Genomic DNA, 17545 nt, shown 5'->3' with positions numbered 1-17545 from the left:
TGCCAGGAGTTCATCACCCAGTTGGGTCGCAACTTCCAGGTCATCTACGAGCAGGCCAACGCGCACGGACAGAAGGTTCAGTCCGCGGGCAGCAACATGGCCAGCACCGACAGCGCCGTTGGGTCCTCCTGGGCCTGACCCGCAACTTCAGGCGCGGCAGCACACCACCCGTCGGTGTGCTGCCGCGTCCTGCGGTTACCGTGCAATTTGGCTTGAAGTATTAGGGACCAAGTGGGGATTTGATGGACCAACAGAGCACCCGCACCGACATCACTGTCAACGTCGACGGTTTCTGGATGCTTCAGGCGCTCCTGGACATCCGGCACGTCGCGCCGGAGCTGCGGTGCCGGCCATATGTGTCGACCGACTCGAGCGACTGGCTCAACGAGCATCCCGGAATGGCGGTGATGCGCGAGCAGGGGATCGTCGAGAACGACGAGGTGAACGAGCACGTGGCCGCGCGGATGCGGGTGCTCGCGGCGCCCGACCTCGAGGTGGTCGCTCTGTTGTCCCGAGGCAAGCTGGCCTACGGCGTGCTCGATGACGAGAATCAGCCCCCGGGCTCCCGCGATATCCCCGACAACGAATTTCGGGTGGTGCTGGCCCGCCGCGGCCAGCACTGGGTGTCGGCCGTTCGGGTGGGCGGCGAGATCACCGTCGACGACGTCGCCGTCGCGGACAGCGCCTCGATCGCCTCCCTGGTGATCGACGCCCTGGAGTCCATCCACCACGCGGAGCCCGCAGCAATCAACGCGGTCAACGTCCCGCTGGAGGAAATGCTGGAAGCGACGAAGTCGTGGCAGGAGTCGGGCTTCAACGTGTTTTCGGGGGGAGACCTGCGCCGGATGGGAATCAGCGCCGCCACCGTGGCCGCCCTGGGTCAGGCGCTGTCCGACCCGGCCGCCGAGGTTGCGGTGTACGCCCGCCAGTACCAGGACGACGCCAAGGGCCCAAGCGCGTCGGTGCTGTCGCTCAAAGACGGCTCGGGGGGCCGCATCGCGCTCTACCAGCAGGCCCGCACCGCGGGTTCGGGGGAGGCGTGGCTTGCCATCTGCCCGGCGACCCCGCAGTTGGTGCAGGTGGGCGTCAAGACTGTGCTGGACACACTTCCCTACGGCGAGTGGAAAACCCACAGCAGGGTGTGAGGTTCGCGCGAAACAAAGATTTCATCAATGTCGTCGCGCTCAACATGCGGTTGAGCTGCGAACACGGCATACTTCTGTCAGCGCATCAGCAAATCTCGAACCGGTGTCAACGACAACTCTTAATCGCAAGGCGAGGCAGATGGAATTCCAATTGGTCGGAATGCACTTTGCGGGGGGCCACAGCACCTCGACGAGTGCGCCGGCGCACGCCCGCGCGCGGCTGGCGGCATGGGCTTTTGACACATTCATCACAAGGAGTGCAAGACGATGACTGCGGTAGTTGAAGTACCACAGCCTGACGTTGAGGGAATCTCGCAGCCTCAGGCAGTCGTCGTCGGCGTGATGGCCGGCGCGGGTGTCCAGATCGGTGTCCTGCTGGACGCCAACGCCCCGGTCTCGGTGATGACCGAACCGTTGCTGAAGGTGGTCAACAGCCGGTTGCGAGAGCTCGGCGAGACTCCGCTGGAGGCGTCGGGCCGGGGCCGCTGGGCGCTGTGCCTGGTGGACGGTTCGCCGCTGCGGGCCACCCAATCGCTGAGCGAGCAGGACGTCTACGACGGCGACCGGTTGTGGATCCGGTTCATCCCGGACACCGAGCACCGCTCGCAGGTCATCGAGCACATCTCCACCGCGGTCGCGGCGGACCTGAGCAAGCGTTTCGCCGCCATCGACCCGGTGATCGCGGTGCAGGTCGGGGCGTCGATGGTGGCCATCGGGGTGACGACCGCGGCCGGCCTGCTCGGTTGGTGGCGTTGGCACCACAACTCGTGGCTTCCGACCGTGTACGCGGGCGTGATCGGCGCCGCGGTGCTGGGTGTTTCGCTGATGCTGCTGATGCGGGCCCGTTCGCAGCAGGAGCGTCGCGTCGCCGACACCATGCTGTTGAGCAGCCTCGCACCGGTGTCGATCGCTGCGGCGGCGGCGCCGCCCGGTGGTGTTGGATCGCCGCACGCGGTTCTGGGCTTCAGCGTGCTCAGCGTCGGCGCGATCCTCGCCCTGCGGTTCACCGGTCGCCGACTGGCGATCTACACCGCCATCGTCACCGTCGGCCTGATCACGACGGTTGCCGCGCTCGCCCGCATGGTCGCCATGACGAGCGCCGTGACGCTCTTCACCTGCACCGTGCTGGTGTCGGTCATGATCTACCAAAGCGCACCGGCGATCTCGCGGCGGCTGGCGGGCATCCGGTTGCCCGTCTTTCCATCGGCGACCAGCCGGTGGGTGTTCGAGGCCCGGCCCGACCTGCCCACCACCGTGGTGCGCTCCGACGGCGGGCCTCCGGTCCTGGAGGGCCCCGCGTCGGTCCGCGACGTGTTGACCCAGGCCGAACGCGCCCGCTCGTTCCTGTCGGGTTTGCTGATCGGGCTCGGCGTGCTGATGATCGTGTCCCTGACCGCACTGTCGGATCCGCACACAGGACAGCGCTGGCTGCCGCTCTTGCTGGCCGGATTCAGCGCGGGGTTCCTGATGCTGCGCGGCCGCTCCTACGTCGACCGCTGGCAGGCGATCACCCTGGCCGGAACCGCGGTGCTGATCGTCGGTGCCGTCGTGTTGCGCTACGCGCTGGTACTGCAGAGCCCGCTCGCGGTGTCGATCAGCGTGGCGATCCTGGTGCTGCTGCCGGCCGCGGGACTGACATCGGCGGCCGTGGTGCCGAACACCGTGTACAGCCCATTATTCCGCAAATTCGTGGAATGGATTGAATACCTCTGCCTGATGCCAATTTTCCCGCTGGCATTGTGGTTGATGAATGTCTATGCAGCAATCCGCTATCGCTAAGGGCAGGGTGTGGCGTAGTCGCGCGTCCGCCGCGACCGTTGCCGCCGCCTTACTGGCGTCGGGTGCATTAGCCGGCCTACCGCCCGCCTACGCCATTTCGCCCCCGACGATCGACGCCGCCGCGGTCCCGCCGGACGGTCCGCCGGGGCCCGGGGCGCCGATGAAGCAGAACTCGTACTGCACCGAGGTCGGTGTCCTGCCGGGGACGGATTTCCGGCTGCAGCCGAAGTACATGGACATGCTGAATCTGCAGGAGGCGTGGCAGTTCGGTCGGGGTGCCGGGGTGAAGGTGGCCGTCATCGACACCGGCGTGACGCCGCACCCGAGGTTTCCGCACCTGATTCCCGGCGGTGACTACATCATGGCCGGGGACGGGTTGTCCGACTGCGACGCGCACGGCACCATCGTGGCGTCGATGATCGGTGCGGCGCCGGCCAACGGGGCGGGAGTGCCGCCGGCGGCACCGCGCAAGCCGGTCACCATCCCCACTACGGAGCCACCGCCCAAAGCGCCACCGCCGCAGACGGTGACCCTGTCGCCGCTGCCTCAGACGGTGACGATGGTCCCGCCGCCGCCCCAGTCTCAGGAACAAGCGCCGCCCCAGGGTCCCTTCGGGGCGCCGCCGCCGGCGCCGGCGGCTCCGGCGGCTCCAGCGCCCGCGGGCCCGCCCCCCGGACCATCGCAAGGTGGACCGGGCCCCAATGGGCAAGCGCCGGCGGCCGGTCACGGCGGCGGCACGGTGACCATTCCCGGCTATGCCGGTGGCGGGCACGTGGCCAACGTGGACAACCTGCGCGGCCCGCGCCCACTCGACCCGCCACCGCCACCGCCACCGCCACCCCCGCCACCGCCCAAGGGCGGTCCGGACGCGTTCAGCGGAGTTGCCCCGGATGTCGACATCATCGCGATCCGGCAGTCCAGCCAGGCGTTCGGCCTGAAGGACGCCTACACCGGTGACGAGGACCCGCAGACCTCAGCCAAGATCGACAACGTTCAAACGATGGCGCGCGCGATCGTGCACGCCGCCAACCTGGGTGCTCAGGTCATCAACATCTCCGATGTGACCTGCATGAGCGCGCGCAACATCATCGACCAGCGGTCGCTGGGCGCGGCCGTTCGCTACGCGGCGGTCGACAAGAACGCCGTCATCGTGGCTGCCGCCGGCGACACCAGCAAAAAGGACTGCAAGCAGAACCCGCCGCATGATCCGTTGCAGCCCAACGATCCTCGCAACTGGAACGCGGTCACGACGGTCGTGACGCCGTCCTGGTTCAGCGACTTCGTCCTCACGGTCGGCGCGGTCGACACCGAAGGCCGCCCGCAGAGCCAGGGCAACCAGGGCCAGGCGTCGACGAGCGTGGCCGGGCCGTGGGTCGGGATCGCCGCGCCCGGGACGGACGTCGTCGGACTCTCGCCGCGCGACGACGGCCTGATCAACGCGATCGACGGGCCGGACAACACCTTGCTGGTCCCGTCGGGCACCAGCTTCTCCGCGGCGATTGTGTCCGGCGTCGCGGCACTCGTGCGGGCCAAGTATCCGCAGCTGTCGGCGTATCAGGTCATCAACCGCCTGACCCGCACCGCCCGTGCGCCCGCGCGCGGCGTGGATAACCAGGTCGGTCACGGTGTCGTCGACCCGGTGGCCGCACTGACCTGGGATGTACCCGACGGTCCGGTGAAACCGCCGCAGCAACTATCGGCACCGCTGAACATTCCGACACCCGCCCCGCACCGGGATATGGTGCCGGTGTGGGTGGCAGCCGGAGGGTTGCTAGGAGCGCTACTGATCGGCGGCGGAGTGTTCGGTACGGCGACGCTGATGAAGCGATCACGGAAACAGCAGTAGGGGCGGAGCAGCTTTCATGAAGCGTCAGCGCAGGTTTGGGTTGTCCTTAGCATGGCCGCGGCTGACCACCGTGTTCTTGATCGACGTCGTGATCATGCTGGTGGCCAGCCACTGCCCCGAATCCTGGCAGGGCACGTATCGCATCGCGTTCTGGGTGGGTGTCGGCCTGGCCTTGTTGGTGACGCTGCTGTCGCTGGTGACCTACCACGGCCTCACCGTGACGACGGGGTTGGCGACGTGGCTGTGGGACTGGTCCGCCGACCCGGGCTCCGCACTGTCCGCCGGTTGCACCCCGGCCCTCGACTATCAGCGCAAGTACGGGCGCGACAAGGTCGGCGTGCGGCAGTACGAAGGCCAATTGGTCACGGTGATCGGCATCAGCGGCGGTGACGACGACTCGGCCTCGCGCCTTCGTCACCGGCACTCGGCGCCGACGCTGTTGGTGTCGGCCGTCGCCTCCGGCCTGCGCCAGTTCGACATCCACCTCGACGACATCGACATCGTGTCGGTGAAGGTCGGCGGGGGCGGCAGTGGCGCCGAGCTGTCGAAGCTGGACGACCGGGGCGCCCAGGAGCGGGAGGTGCCCGACGACGCACCCACCTCCTACATTCGCCGCACCTGGCTGGTGTTGCGGATGAACCCGCAGCGCAACGTTGCCGCCGTCGCCGCCCGCGACTCGCTGGCGTCGACCCTGGTGGCCGCCACCGAGCGGCTCGCCCAAGATCTCGACGGGCTGACCTGCGCGGCCCGGCCCTTGACCGCGCAGGAGCTCGCGGAAGTCGACCGCGCGGTGCTGGCCGATCTGGAACCGACCTGGAGCCGCCCCGGCTGGCGTCGTCTCAAGCACTTCAACGGGTTCGTCACCAGCTTTTGGTTGTCGCCGTCCGACATCACCACCGACAAGCTGGATGAGCTGTGGGCGGACCAAACCGTCGCCACGGTGCTGACCATCCGGCTCACCTCGCGCGGCGGCCGGCCGCAGGTATCGGCATGGGTGCGGTACCACACCGAGAAGCGGTTGCGCCGCAACGTCTCGTCGGGCCTCAACCGGCTCACCGGCCGCCAGCTCGCCGCGGTGCGGGCCAGCCTGCCCGCCCCGACGGCGCGCCCCCTTCTGGTCGTGCCGAGCCGTCCGATGCGCGCCGACGATGACGACCTCGCGCTATCCGTCCACCGCCTGCCGGCGAGCCCGACGGGCGTCCCTGTGGCGCAATGACAAGGCCGCAATCAACCGCCGAAGGCGCGCGTAACGCGATGGTCGCCGGCCTGTTGGCCTCCGGCGTCTCGGTCAATGGTCTGCAGCCCAGCCACAATCCGCAGGTGGCGTCGCAGATGTTCACCACGGCGACCAACCTGGATCCAGCGATGTGTGACGCCTGGCTGGCGCGGATCATGGCGGGGGAGCAGAGCATCGATGTGCTTTCCGGTGCGTGGTCCGCGATCCGGACCTTCGGCTGGGAGACTCGCCGCCTCGGGGTGACCGAATTGCAGTTCCGCCCAGAGGTTTCCGACGGGCTGTTCCTGCGGCTGGCGGTCACCAGCGTGGAGACGCTGGCATGCGCGTACGCCGCTGTTCTCGCAGAGGCCAAACGCTACGAGGAAGCCGCGAAACTCATCGACGGCGTCGAACCCCGCCAACCGGTCGACGAGGAACTGGTCAGCTACGTGCGCGGCGTGCTGTACTTCCGGACGGCCCGGTGGCCGGATGTGCTGAACCAGTTCGCCGAGGGGAAGACCTGGCGGCAACCCGAACTCAAGGCCGCGGGCGCAGCGATGGCCACCACGGCGCTGGCTTCGCTGGGTGTGTTCGAGGAGGCCTTGCGCCGCGGCCAGGAGGCCATCGAAGGCGACCGGGTGCCGGGCGCGGCCAACATCGCGCTGTACACCCAGGGCATGTGCTTGCGGCACCTGGGCCGTGAGGACGAGGCCGTCGAGCTGCTGCGGCGCGTGTACTCGCGGGACCCGAAGTTCACGCCGGCCCGCGAAGCGCTGGACAACCCAAACTTCCGCCTGGTCCTGACCGATCCCGAAACCATCGAGGCCCGTACCGACCCGTGGGACCCGGACAGCGCACCGACCCGAGCCGAGGCCGAGGCCGCTCGCCACGCCGAAGAGGCGGCGAAGTACCTGGCCGAAGGCGACGCAGAGCTCAACGCCATGCTCGGCATGGAACGCGCCAAGCGCGAAATCAAGCTCATCAAGTCGACGACAAAGGTGAACCTGGCGCGCGCCAAGATGGGGCTGCCAGTGCCGGTCACGTCCCGCCACACGTTGTTGCTCGGTCCGCCGGGCACCGGAAAGACCTCGGTGGCAAGGGCTTTCAGCAAGCAGCTGTGCGGGTTGACCGTGCTGCGCAAGCCGGTGGTGGTCGAAACCAGCCGCACCAAGCTTTTGGGGCGCTACATGGCGGACGCGGAGAAGAACACCGAGGAGCTCCTGGAGGGTGCGCTGGGCGGCGCGGTCTTCTTCGACGAGATGCACACGCTGCACGAGAAGGGCTATCAGCAGGGCGACCCGTACGGCAACGCGATCATCAACACCTTGCTGTTGTACATGGAGAATCATCGCGACGAGCTGGTTGTCTTCGGCGCGGGCTACGCCAAGGCCATGGACAAGATGCTCGAGGTGAATCAGGGTCTGCGACGGCGTTTTTCGACCGTCATCGAGTTCTTCAGCTACACCCCGGACGAGTTGGTCGCGCTGACCCGGTTGATGGGCCAGGAGAACGAAGACGTGATCACCGATGAATCGGCACAGGCGTTGCTGCCGTCGTACACGAAGTTCTATCTCGACGAAAGCTATTCGGAGGACGGCGATCTCATCCGCGGCATTGATACGCTCGGCAATGCGGGTTTCGTGCGCAACGTGGTGGAAAAGGCCCGCGATCACCGTAGTTTCCGCCTGGACGACGAGGACCTGGACGCGGTGCTGGCCAGCGATGTGACCGAGTTCAGCGAGCGGCAACTGCTGCGTTTCAAGGAATTGACCGAGGAGGATCTCGCCGAGGGCCTCAGCGCGGCCGTCGCCGAGAAGAAGCCGGACTGACCCGTCATCCTCGGGTCAGCGAGCCCTCGCAGCGGGCGCCGGCCGGATGCATCCCAGGTGACCTCGGAGTGAACCTCAGGGATTGTGTTGTACGTCAGCTTGACTCAACCCTGGCCGAGTGCCACCATTGCCAATGCAAGCACCTCGCTAGGTGAGGCGTCTGCACGGACACAGGCCACTGACCTCGAACGTCGAAAGACGCCCAGGGTCAGGACAGCTCCTCCCGGATTAAGGGTTGAGCCCAAGTGGCTTCCGGCTTTGATTAGCCGGATACGCCGTGTGGTGCCGAAGCTCTGACGAGAGGGGTGCCGCGACCGGCCTTTTCGCCTGGTTGTTCCTCCCCGTGTGACTGTGCGGCGCCCTCGCGCGCCCTGGCTTTGAGGAGGTGAGAGCGAATTAGTCCCGGTGACAGTCCGTACGCCAGATCGCTGACCATTTCGCTTCGATCCGGCCTCAGCTTCATTTTTGCCTGAATTGGCTTGTAATTAGCCAGTTTTCGTAGCATGCGCACCGCCATCGCGTCGTTGCGCGCCCGCGGCATGGCCAGACCCTGGCGTGCCGACCTTTTCGTGGGGAGATTTCGTGATGAACTTTGTTATGGCACAACCAGACTCGTTGTCGGTGGCAGCCGGACTGCTGCAAGAGATCGGCTCTGCGCTGACCGCCCAGAACTCGGCCACCGGCGTCCCGATGACCGGCGTGGTGCCTGCCGCCGCGGATGTCGTGTCGCTGCTGACGGCGGCGCGATTCGCGCAGCACGGCCAGATGTTCCAGGCGCTGAGCGCCCAGGCCGCCGCGGTGCATGAGAACTTCGTGAACACCTTGCAGACCAGTGCCGGGTCATACGCGGCCACCGAGGCCATCAACGCAGTCTCGGCCCGCTGAGAAGTCCTGGGGGAACCGACGATGCTGGATTTTGCGGCGCTGCCACCCGAAATCAACTCGGCCAGAATGTATGCCGGGCCCGGATCGGGACCGATGCTGGCCGCCGCCGCCGCATGGAACACGATGGCCGCCGAGATGCGCTCCGCTGCGGCCTCTTACGGGGCGGTGGTGAACGAATTGACGGGTTCGGGTTGGCTGGGCCCTTCGTCGATGTCGATGCTGGCCGCGGCCGCGCCCTACCTGGCGTGGCTGAATGGCACCGCCACCCAGGCCGAGCAGGTTAGTAGTCAGGCGTTCTTGGCGGCTTCCGCCTTCGAGTCTGCCTTTGCCATGACGGTGCCCCCGCCGGTGATCGCGGCCAACCGCGCTCAGCTGGCGATCCTGGTGGCGACCAACGTCTTCGGCCAGAACACCCCGGCGATCGCGGCGACAGAAGCGCAGTATGCCGAAATGTGGGCGCAAGACGCGGGCGCGATGAACGGCTATGCGGTCGCGTCAACGGCCGCGGCCCGATTGACACCTATGACGGCGCCGCAGCCGAATACCAATACCGACGCACTCGCGGCCCAAGCCAATTCGGTGATCAATGCGGCTCAAGCACCGGCGGGAACGGTGCAGTCGACACTGGCTTCGGCGGCCGCAGATCCCGCGGCATCTTCGTCGACGGGTTCTTTGTCATCGTGGCTGGCCGACCTGTTGAGCGGGAAAAGCAATTCGGCCTTCGGCACGTTCACGAACGGCAACTTCTTTTCCACCGCGGTGGTCAACGGTGCCCTCGCCGGTGGCCCGTTCAACCCGCAGTTCATCATTGCGTCGGCGCAGGGCGTCCTGGCAGCGCAGCATGCAACGACACTGGGGGGCCTAGCAGATTTCGACGCCGACGCCGAAGGCGTCGCTGCTGCGGACCTGACGTCTAGCGCGAGACCGGCCGGCCTAGACGGCGCAACTGCCGAGGTAGGCAACGCGCGTCTGGTGGGTTCGCTGTCGGTGCCGCAAACCTGGACGTCGGCGGGCAATATCGCCCCCGGTCAAACGGCCGTGCAGGCCACCGGCGTCACCGGTCTCACGGACGCGGGGCCCGCCCCGGCGGCAGGCGGGCCTGGAGGCGTCGCGGGCCCGATGGGTGCCACCGGCAGGCGGCTACGCCGCGCCATCCCCAAATACGGGTTTCGACCCGTCGTCATGCCACGTCCGCCGGCCGCCGGCTGAGAACCTGGAGAAGATGTCATGTCGCTTTATGCGGGATTGCCGCCGGAAATCAACTCGGCCAGAATGTATTCCGGGCCGGGCTCAGAATCCATGCTGACCGCCGCGGCGTCGTGGAACGCCATATCTGGTGAAATGCGTTCCGCTGCAACTAATTACGATGCGGTTATCAGGTCGCTTGTGGGCGAGGGCTGGTTTGGTCCGTCTTCGGCCGCAATGTCTTCCGCGGTCGCTCCTTTCGTCGAGTGGCTCAGCACCACCGCCGCCCAGGCCGAGCAGGCTGGCGCACAGGCCAACGCCGCCGCAGCCGCATACGAGGCCGCGTTTGCCGCGACCGTGCCCCCTGCCGTCGTCGCGGCCAATCGCGTCCAGCTGAAGCACTTGGTGGCCGCCAACCTTTTCGGTCAGAACACCGGACTTATCGCGGCCAACGAGGCCCAATACGGCGAGATGTGGGCTCAAGACGCAGCCGCGATGACCAACTACAGCGTCGCCTCGCGCGCGGCGACCCAGATGACACCGTTCCAACAACCGCAATCTGACACCACCGTCGACGGAACCGCCAAACAGACCGCCGCGGTTGTCAACGCCGCCGATGACGCCTCGAGCGACCCGTCGGGCGGACTGCTTTCGTGGCTAGGACTCGCCCCCAATACCAACGGACCCGGCCAGCCCGGGCTCGCGGGACTCATGAACTTTTTGGATGGTTCCGACGGGAACGTGTTCGGAAGCTTCCTCAACAACGCCTCGGTCGCCAACTTGTCCAACGCCTTCACCACCAGTGGGCTGCTGAACCCGACGACATTCGTCGATTCGGCGGTCAACGTGAACTCCATCAATGCCCTGAACGCAGTCGACTCGACCACGTCGGGCCTGGGGGTCCTGGCCGCCGGTCTTGGTGGTACCGCGAACCTGGCGTCGGTGACCGCGCCCGGTGCGGCAGCGGTGGCGGGCGTAGGCCAGGCGAGTGTGGTTGGCGCCCTGTCGGTTCCGCCGGCCTGGGGCGCCACCGGAGCGGCGATCACACCGCTGTCGACGACGACTCAGGTCGGCCTGGGGGCATACCACAGCTTCGGCTCCGCCACCCCGATGGTGATGGAAGAGGCTGGGGCTGTCGGCATGCCGGGCATGCCACTGGCCGGCCTCCCCGGTGGGCATGAGGACGAGTTCTCCGAGCCGATGTACGGATTCCGCCCCCGCATCATGGGCCGGCCACCCGCGGCCGGTTAAGGAAGCGAGCTCACGACATGAGGTTTCTCCCGTTTTTCGTCAGCGCCCTTGCGCTGGTCGGCATGGCAATACCGGCGCACGCCGATCGCGACGACGACGCGTTCCTCACCGCGCTCAACAAGGCTGGCATCAGCTATCAAAACCCCGACCGCGCGATAAAAGCGGGCCAAAAGGTATGCGACTTGGCAAACTCGGGCACCTCAGAGGCCGACATCATCAAGGATCTGCACGAGTTCAACCCGGCGGTCACGATGGGTAAAGCCGCTCTTTTCGTCCAGGCCGCCGCCAGCGCCTACTGTCCCGACCGACTAGCCAGCAGCGATGGCGGGACGAACTCCCAAAACAAGAGCTAACCGGGACATCGGCCGCTCCGGCCCTCGGATGGCCGCAATTCGGCAACGTCTCGAAGCCCGATTGCCGGCGGCGGAGTCCACCCGCAAAGGGGAGTTGATCTGCGAAAATGGCCTTCCAGGAAACTGCCAGTAGCTAATCAGTGCTACGCCAGACTGGCCGCGTCTACTCGTATAGGTGAACCCGAGGAGACCGGTATGACGATCAAATACGTGCTCGGCGATGTCGATACGTCGGCTGAAGAATATCCGGGCGATCTGCGAGCAGACCGACTGCTGGACTGAAGGTTCAACAGTTTCTGCGGCAGCGCCGAAAAGCTACCGGTGAAATCGCGGCGGCCATGAAATGCGATTCCAATAAATATACGCCTTAGTCATTTTCTTGCGCCGGTATAGGAGGTTTCCACGATTCGCCAGCGGATACGAGAGCTTTTAGTACTGATCTAACTTATCGAGTCGGCTGAGTCGCCGACTCGTATGAAGAACCGCCGAATTTTTCGGATCCAAGAATCAATTTGTGTGGATCCGGCGCTGGAAGCTGCTCACCTGCCGTTTACGACGTGATTCACGCCATTACCTCAGGGGCAGTGTTCAACGGACTCACACGGGTCAAGGGCTCGCGAACACATTTGTTTTACAAAGGTTTACCTGGCGGGAACGTTGGCTGAATAAGCGGCCTGCACGATTATCGGAACAACAGCAGCGTGGCTTGACTAGTCGTTCGCACGCCATTTAGGCGCCGATTCAGAGCTAGGAGCGGCATGGCTTTGTTATCTGCAACACACGGAATCCACGCATGTATCCGGTGACACATTCGATGAATTGTGCGTCCGTGTCGATGCCGGGGCCGGCGACCCGTGCCCAGCGCGGCGGCCAGAACTGGGACCGGAGGCCTTAGATGTTGGATTTCGGGGCTTTTCCGCCGGAATTCAACTCCGGCCGGATGTACGTCGGAGCGGGATCGGGGCCGCTGCTGGCCGCGGCCGCGGCCTGGGACGAATTGGCCGCGGAGCTGCAAAGCACCGGGGCCTCTTACAGCTCGACGATCGACACCCTGGTGACGGGTCCGTGGACGGGCCCCTCATCCATCGCAATGGCGGCCGCGGCGGCACCGTATGTGGCGTGGATCCACGCCACCGGCGCGCAAGCCGAGCAGGCGGGTGCTCAGGCCAAACTCGCGGCAGGCGCCTATGAGGCCGCGTTCGCGGCCACCGTTCCGCCGCCGGTCATCGCCGCCAACCGCGCGTTGCTCGCGATGTTGGTCGCCACCAACATCCTCGGCCAGAACACCCCGGCGATCGCCGCCACCGAAGCCCACTACATGGAGATGTGGGCGCAGGACGCCGCCGCGATGTATTCGTACGCCGCGTCGTCGGCGAGTGCCTCGCAGCTGACCCCGTTCGCCGAACCACCGCGGACCACCAACGACTCGGCCGCTCCTTCGCAAGCGGCCGCGGTCGCCCAGAGCACCGGACAGTCCAGCGGGAATACCGTCAGCCACCTGTCACAACTGAGCACCACCGCGCAGCCGGCGGTACAAGCCGCGACAACGGCGGCCGATCCCTCATCGGGCAGCGGACTCACCGTGCCGAGTTTCATCACCAACTGGAACGAATTCTGGTCGGTGCTGACCGGGCCCTTCTCGCCCCAGTCGTGGAGCACCATCCCAGGCGGCCCGTTCCTGTCGTTCGGCCAGGCGTATGCCTGGGGACAGAACGGTCAGGGCGCGGCCGCGTATCTGGCTGGGCCGAAAGCCATTTCCGGGGCGCTGGCGCCGCTGACCAGTGGCGCCAACGCCGCCAAGCCCATGCTCAGCTCCGCGGTGGGGGCAGGGCAGGTGTCGGGGTCGATGGGCAAAGCCGCTGTGGTGGGCAGCATGTCGGTGCCGCAGGGCTGGACCGAAGCCGCCCCGGCGATCCGAACGCTCTCGCAAGCGCTACCGTCCAGCACGGCGGCGGCCGCCGCGATGGCCGGTGAAGAGGGGGCGTTCAGCCAGATGGTCTTGTCCAGCCTGGCCGGACGCGCCGTCGCGGCCGCCGCAACTCGGCCCGTCGGTGGCGCCGCCTTTACGGCGGGCCAGCTGGGCGGCGTGGCCGCCGAGGCTGACCCCGCCGCGGCCACCATCATCGTGATCCCTTACGTCGAGGAGTGACCGCGATGACCAAACCGTATGGCAGCCAAGCGCTGTCGACCCAGGCAGCCAGGTAGGGGGTACCACAGATGTTTTACGGAGCCTTTCCGCCGGAATTCAACTCGGGCCGGATGTACAGCGGACCGGGAGCGGGATCCTTGGTGGCTGCGGCGACGGCATGGCAGAACCTGGCCACCGAATTGCAGTCCACCGCAACGTCGTACTCGTCGGTGCTGTCGGGCCTGACGGCCGGGCCCTGGCTGGGCCCGTCTTCGATTGCGATGGTGAGCGCGGCCGCGCCGTACGTGGCGTGGATGCAGCAGACCGCCGCGCAGGCCGCACAGTCCGCCGCCCAGGCCATCGATGCGGCCACCGCCTACGAGACGGCATTCGCCGCGCACGTGCCGCCCGCGGTGATCGCGGAGAATCGCGCGCTGCTCGCGCAGCTGGTGGCGACAAACCTGTTCGGGCAGAACACTTCCGCGATAGCCGCGAACGAGGCCCAATACAGCGAGTTCTGGGCTCAGGATGCCACGGCGATGGACACGTACTTCGCCTCGTCGGCGACCGCATCCAACAATCTGACCGAATTCAGCCCGGCACCCAAGACCACCAATGACTCCGCAGAGCCGATGCAAGCAGCCGCGGTGAGTTCGGCGGCAAGCACCCCGGCCGCCAATGTCGCCAACACCGCCGCATCGGCGGCGACCACCACCCTGCCGTACAGCGGGCCCTTTTCCACGCCGGCGAACTTGGCCTACCTCTACCAGACGTTCATGACGGATCTGTTCAACACCGTCCCCGGCGGGGCCGGCTTCTACACCGCCATGTACAACGCCGTGAAGGTGCCGCTAGGCCTGACGACGCAGTTCAACGACATCGGGTTGCTGATCAACTTCCCGTTGTCACAATGGCTCAAGTTCGCCCCGCCCGTCGGCTACGGGGCGCTGCCGAAAGACGCGCTGGGCGCGGGGCTGGGTGCGCTGGGTTTCGGCCGCGGCACCTTGTACGGCTCGATCAGCCCGATCGCCGGAATGGGCAACGCCGGCACCCTGGTCGGCAAGCTGTCGATCCCGCCGAGCTGGGCCACGTCCACCCCAGCCATCAGGACCGTCGCGGCCGCGCTGTCGGCGGCCGGGCCGGAGGCGGTGCCCGCGGCCGCGCTGGGCCAGGGGAGCCTGTTCAGTTCGATGGGACTGGCCGGGATGCTGGGCAGCGCCGTGGGCTCCGGCGGTCCGACCGTGGCGCGCGCGGGTGTGCGTAACCGGATGACTCCGATCAAAGACCTCAAAGACAAGCAATCGCCGGAACAGCTGAAACGCCTTGTCGCACAGATCTCGGAGAAGCCCGACACCGTACAGCATCACAACGTCGATCAAGAGAATCTCGACGCACTCCTCGAGCAGCTTGCCAAGAAGCCGGGCATCCACGCGGTGCACCTGAAGAAGGGCGAGAAATCGAAGGTCGTCCCGACCAACACCCAGATAGGTTGAGCGACAACGCAAACCAGTCCATCCCCGCACCCAGCGCACAACGGAAAGGGTAAAGATGAAACGACTACTGGCGTCACTTGGCGTGTTGGCGGTGGCCGGCCTCGCCGCACCGGCACACGCCGACCCTCCGCCTGCGCCGAACGGCGACGACGGAGGCTTTGTCGCCGCACTGCAGCAGGCCGGTTTCAGCTTCAACAGCGCAGGTTCGGCCGTCGCCGCCGGAAGGGCGGTGTGCTCCTGCCTGAACAACGGCGAGTCCGGCCTGGAATTGGTGCACGACGTGAAATCGCACAATCCCGGAATGGACATGGAGATGGCGTCGAACTTCGCTGTGCTTTCCGCGAAGTACTACTGCCCTCAACAGCTCTCCAAGGCGTGAGCCGCGGCCTGCGGGTGCAGATCGCGGACACCGCTGAGCTCGAACGCTCTGCCGCTGAAGGTAACTGCCAAGGACCGCCCCACGCTGCGAACCACGCCGGAACATGGCACGCTCACGAGTCATGAGACTCCTGCTGGCGCTCAGTGTTGGCATTTCGGCCGCGATCGGAATGGCTCCGCTCGCGCAGGCCGACCCGGTGACACCCGGCGGCGACGAGGCCGGTTTCCTTGCCTCGCTACGGAGCGCGGGCATCACCTACTCGACCCCCGAGGCGGCGATCACGTTCGCCAAATCGGTGTGCGTATCCATGAGCGACGGCGAATTCGGCCCTCAAATGGTCGACGAACTGAAGAATCAAAACCCCGGACTCACCAACGAGCACGCGACATCCTTCTTGGCGATCGCGGCGAAATTCTATTGCCCGCAGCAACTTAACAGCCGCTAGCCCCAGAGTTGTTGCACACGGGCCGGATTCGCTGCGCAGGAACCCGGTGCGGCCGCGCTACCCGGTGAGAAGAGGGCGCGCCGGTGTCGCCGCCAAAAGGCGATGCAAACGTGATTCCGGGCAGCTCTCCGCCGAACGACGCTAAGCCGCACTGTCAGCGAGCACATGAAACATACATATGTCCGCTTGACAGATCTCATGAATTTCATTTGAGCCGCAGCTCATTTGCGGGCTGGTCGCAGATACGCCCCTACCCTGGCGCCAGAGGAGGACGGAGGCGACGGTGGACTTCGGGGCGCTGCCACCAGAGGTCAATTCAGGACGGATGTACGTGGGCGCCGGAGCGGGGCCCTTGCTTGCCGCGGCCGCGGCATGGGATGCGCTGGGAGCCGAACTGCATTCCTACGCGGCGGCCTACAGCTCGACGATCCTGGGCATGACCGCTGGGTCGTGGTCAGGACCGGCGGCGACGTCGATGAGTGCCGCGGTCACCCCGTACCTGGCGTGGGCGACCGCGTCGGCTGCGCAGGCGGAGCAGGCGGCGATGCAGGCCAAACTCGCTGCCGCAGCTTACGAGACGGCGTTCGCGGCGACGGTGCCCCCGCCGGTGATCGCCGCCAACCGCAGCCTGTTGATGACGCTGATCGCCACCAACTTCCTTGGCCAGAACACCGCGGCCATCGCGGCCGCCGAAGCCGAGTATGCCGAGATGTGGGCCCAGGACGCCGCGGCGATGTATGCCTACGCGGCCGCGTCGGCAGCGGCCACGCAGCTGACGCCCTTTACGGAGCCGCCGCAGACCACCGATCCGTTCGGGATGGCACGACAATCCGCAGCGGTGGCACAAAGCGCAGCATCGGAGCTCCCAGCCCAGCTGTCGACGCTGATCAACGCAGCGCCCACGATGCTGCAAGCCCTGGCAACGACCCCCTCGGCGGCGACGCCGGCGGCATCGATCATCGAGGCCATCTACCCGATCACGGCCGCCCTCCGGCCATTTTTCGCCGCGCTTACCGGCGCTTACAGCCCCATCGGGGCGATCATCCTGCCCGGCGGCTGGTGGCTGCTGTCCCTGCAGGCCCTGGGTCTGGCTCAGAACGCGCCGGGCGTCGCCGAACTGCTCGGAGGCGGAAAGGCCATCGCCGGAGGGCTGTCGCCGCTGGCGCCGTTGCGGGGCGGCTACATCTCGGCGGTGACACCCGAGATAGGAGGCGTGACGGGATCGATGGGCCGCGCGACAATGGTCGGATCGCTGTCGGTCCCGCAGGGCTGGGCCACCGCCGCACCTGTGCTGAGGACCGTCGCCTCGGTGCTGCCGGGCACGAGTCTGGGTGCCGTACAGCCGATTCCGGCGACGTCGCAGGGGGTCATGTTCGGCGAGATGGCCGCCGCGAGTCTGGCCGGACGTACTTTGGCGGGCGCCGGTGTGCGCACCGTCAGCAATGGCACCACCGGAATCGCCGCGGCGGCGGCCGATGGCGTCGCCACCACGGCCACGATCATCGTGGTGCCGGCGGATTGAGCGGGTGTTGGGCATGAGACCTCAAGCGGCATTGAGCCAACCGACCGGACCACCCGTGCTTTCTGTGACCGCACAGGCGCAACCGCCGG

At 66.6% G+C, this 17545-nt stretch carries 14 protein-coding genes, 1 pseudogene and 1 riboswitch; all 15 genes and pseudogenes read left to right on the top strand.

Going from position 1 to position 17545, the window contains the following annotated elements; all coding sequences use genetic code 11:
- Nucleotides 1-138 (top strand): annotated as a pseudogene (locus tag AC5Y4T_RS25495) (type VII secretion protein EsxI); the annotation flags it as partial.
- 104 nt (nucleotides 139-242) lie between these two features.
- Nucleotides 243-1145 (top strand): ESX secretion-associated protein EspG, encoded by a 903-nt coding sequence (locus tag AC5Y4T_RS25490; RefSeq protein ID WP_499949450.1) that lies wholly within the window; start codon nucleotides 243-245, stop codon nucleotides 1143-1145.
- Nucleotides 1146-1412: 267 nt separating this feature from the next.
- Complete coding sequence (eccD, locus tag AC5Y4T_RS25485; RefSeq protein ID WP_499956051.1) at nucleotides 1413-2924, top strand: type VII secretion integral membrane protein EccD; 1512 nt, start codon at nucleotides 1413-1415, stop codon at nucleotides 2922-2924.
- Complete coding sequence (locus AC5Y4T_RS25480; RefSeq protein WP_499956049.1) at nucleotides 2902-4770, top strand: S8 family serine peptidase; 1869 nt, start codon at nucleotides 2902-2904, stop codon at nucleotides 4768-4770. The genes eccD and AC5Y4T_RS25480 overlap by 23 nt, the downstream gene beginning before the upstream one ends.
- 16 nt (nucleotides 4771-4786) lie before the next feature.
- The gene (eccE, locus tag AC5Y4T_RS25475) at nucleotides 4787-5986 is read left to right on the top strand and encodes a type VII secretion protein EccE (protein WP_499956047.1); all 1200 of its coding nucleotides are present in this window, start codon (nucleotides 4787-4789) and stop codon (nucleotides 5984-5986) included.
- On the top strand, nucleotides 5983-7815 hold the full coding sequence (gene eccA5 / locus AC5Y4T_RS25470; protein WP_499956045.1) for a type VII secretion system ESX-5 AAA family ATPase EccA5: 1833 nt from the start codon (nucleotides 5983-5985) through the stop codon (nucleotides 7813-7815). Before eccE ends, eccA5 begins: the two co-directional genes overlap by 4 nt.
- 136 nt (nucleotides 7816-7951) lie before the next feature.
- Nucleotides 7952-8127, top strand: a riboswitch (M-box (ykoK) riboswitch).
- A 273-nt stretch (nucleotides 8128-8400) separates the two neighbouring features.
- Nucleotides 8401-8700 carry a PE family protein gene (locus AC5Y4T_RS25465; RefSeq protein ID WP_499956043.1) on the top strand — a complete coding sequence of 100 codons (300 nt, stop codon included), beginning with the start codon at nucleotides 8401-8403 and terminating at the stop codon, nucleotides 8698-8700.
- A 21-nt stretch (nucleotides 8701-8721) separates the two neighbouring features.
- Nucleotides 8722-9909: a PPE family protein gene (locus tag AC5Y4T_RS25460; protein ID WP_499956041.1), complete on the top strand. Its 1188-nt coding sequence runs from the start codon at nucleotides 8722-8724 to the stop codon at nucleotides 9907-9909.
- Between the two features lie 18 nt (nucleotides 9910-9927).
- Nucleotides 9928-11136, top strand: a complete 1209-nt coding sequence (locus AC5Y4T_RS25455) for a PPE family protein (protein WP_499956039.1) — start codon at nucleotides 9928-9930, stop codon at nucleotides 11134-11136.
- Nucleotides 11137-11153: 17 nt separating this feature from the next.
- Nucleotides 11154-11489: a DUF732 domain-containing protein gene (locus tag AC5Y4T_RS25450; RefSeq protein WP_499956037.1), complete on the top strand. Its 336-nt coding sequence runs from the start codon at nucleotides 11154-11156 to the stop codon at nucleotides 11487-11489.
- An 895-nt stretch (nucleotides 11490-12384) separates the two neighbouring features.
- On the top strand, nucleotides 12385-13638 hold the full coding sequence (locus AC5Y4T_RS25445; RefSeq protein ID WP_499916650.1) for a PPE family protein: 1254 nt from the start codon (nucleotides 12385-12387) through the stop codon (nucleotides 13636-13638).
- Between the two features lie 68 nt (nucleotides 13639-13706).
- A complete protein-coding gene (locus AC5Y4T_RS25440; RefSeq protein WP_499916648.1) occupies nucleotides 13707-15110 on the top strand; it encodes a PPE family protein in 1404 nt (467 codons plus the stop codon).
- A 55-nt stretch (nucleotides 15111-15165) separates the two neighbouring features.
- Nucleotides 15166-15489, top strand: a complete 324-nt coding sequence (locus AC5Y4T_RS25435) for a DUF732 domain-containing protein (RefSeq protein ID WP_499916646.1) — start codon at nucleotides 15166-15168, stop codon at nucleotides 15487-15489.
- Between the two features lie 121 nt (nucleotides 15490-15610).
- Nucleotides 15611-15934, top strand: a complete 324-nt coding sequence (locus tag AC5Y4T_RS25430) for a DUF732 domain-containing protein (protein WP_499916644.1) — start codon at nucleotides 15611-15613, stop codon at nucleotides 15932-15934.
- Between the two features lie 283 nt (nucleotides 15935-16217).
- Complete coding sequence (locus AC5Y4T_RS25425; RefSeq protein ID WP_499956035.1) at nucleotides 16218-17456, top strand: PPE family protein; 1239 nt, start codon at nucleotides 16218-16220, stop codon at nucleotides 17454-17456.
- The last annotated feature ends 89 nt before the right edge of the window (nucleotides 17457-17545 follow it).

The organism is Mycobacterium sp. NGS11, from assembly GCF_059813315.1.
The sequence above is the reverse complement of the archived record's forward strand: the minus strand, read 5'-3'. Positions and strand labels throughout refer to the sequence as shown.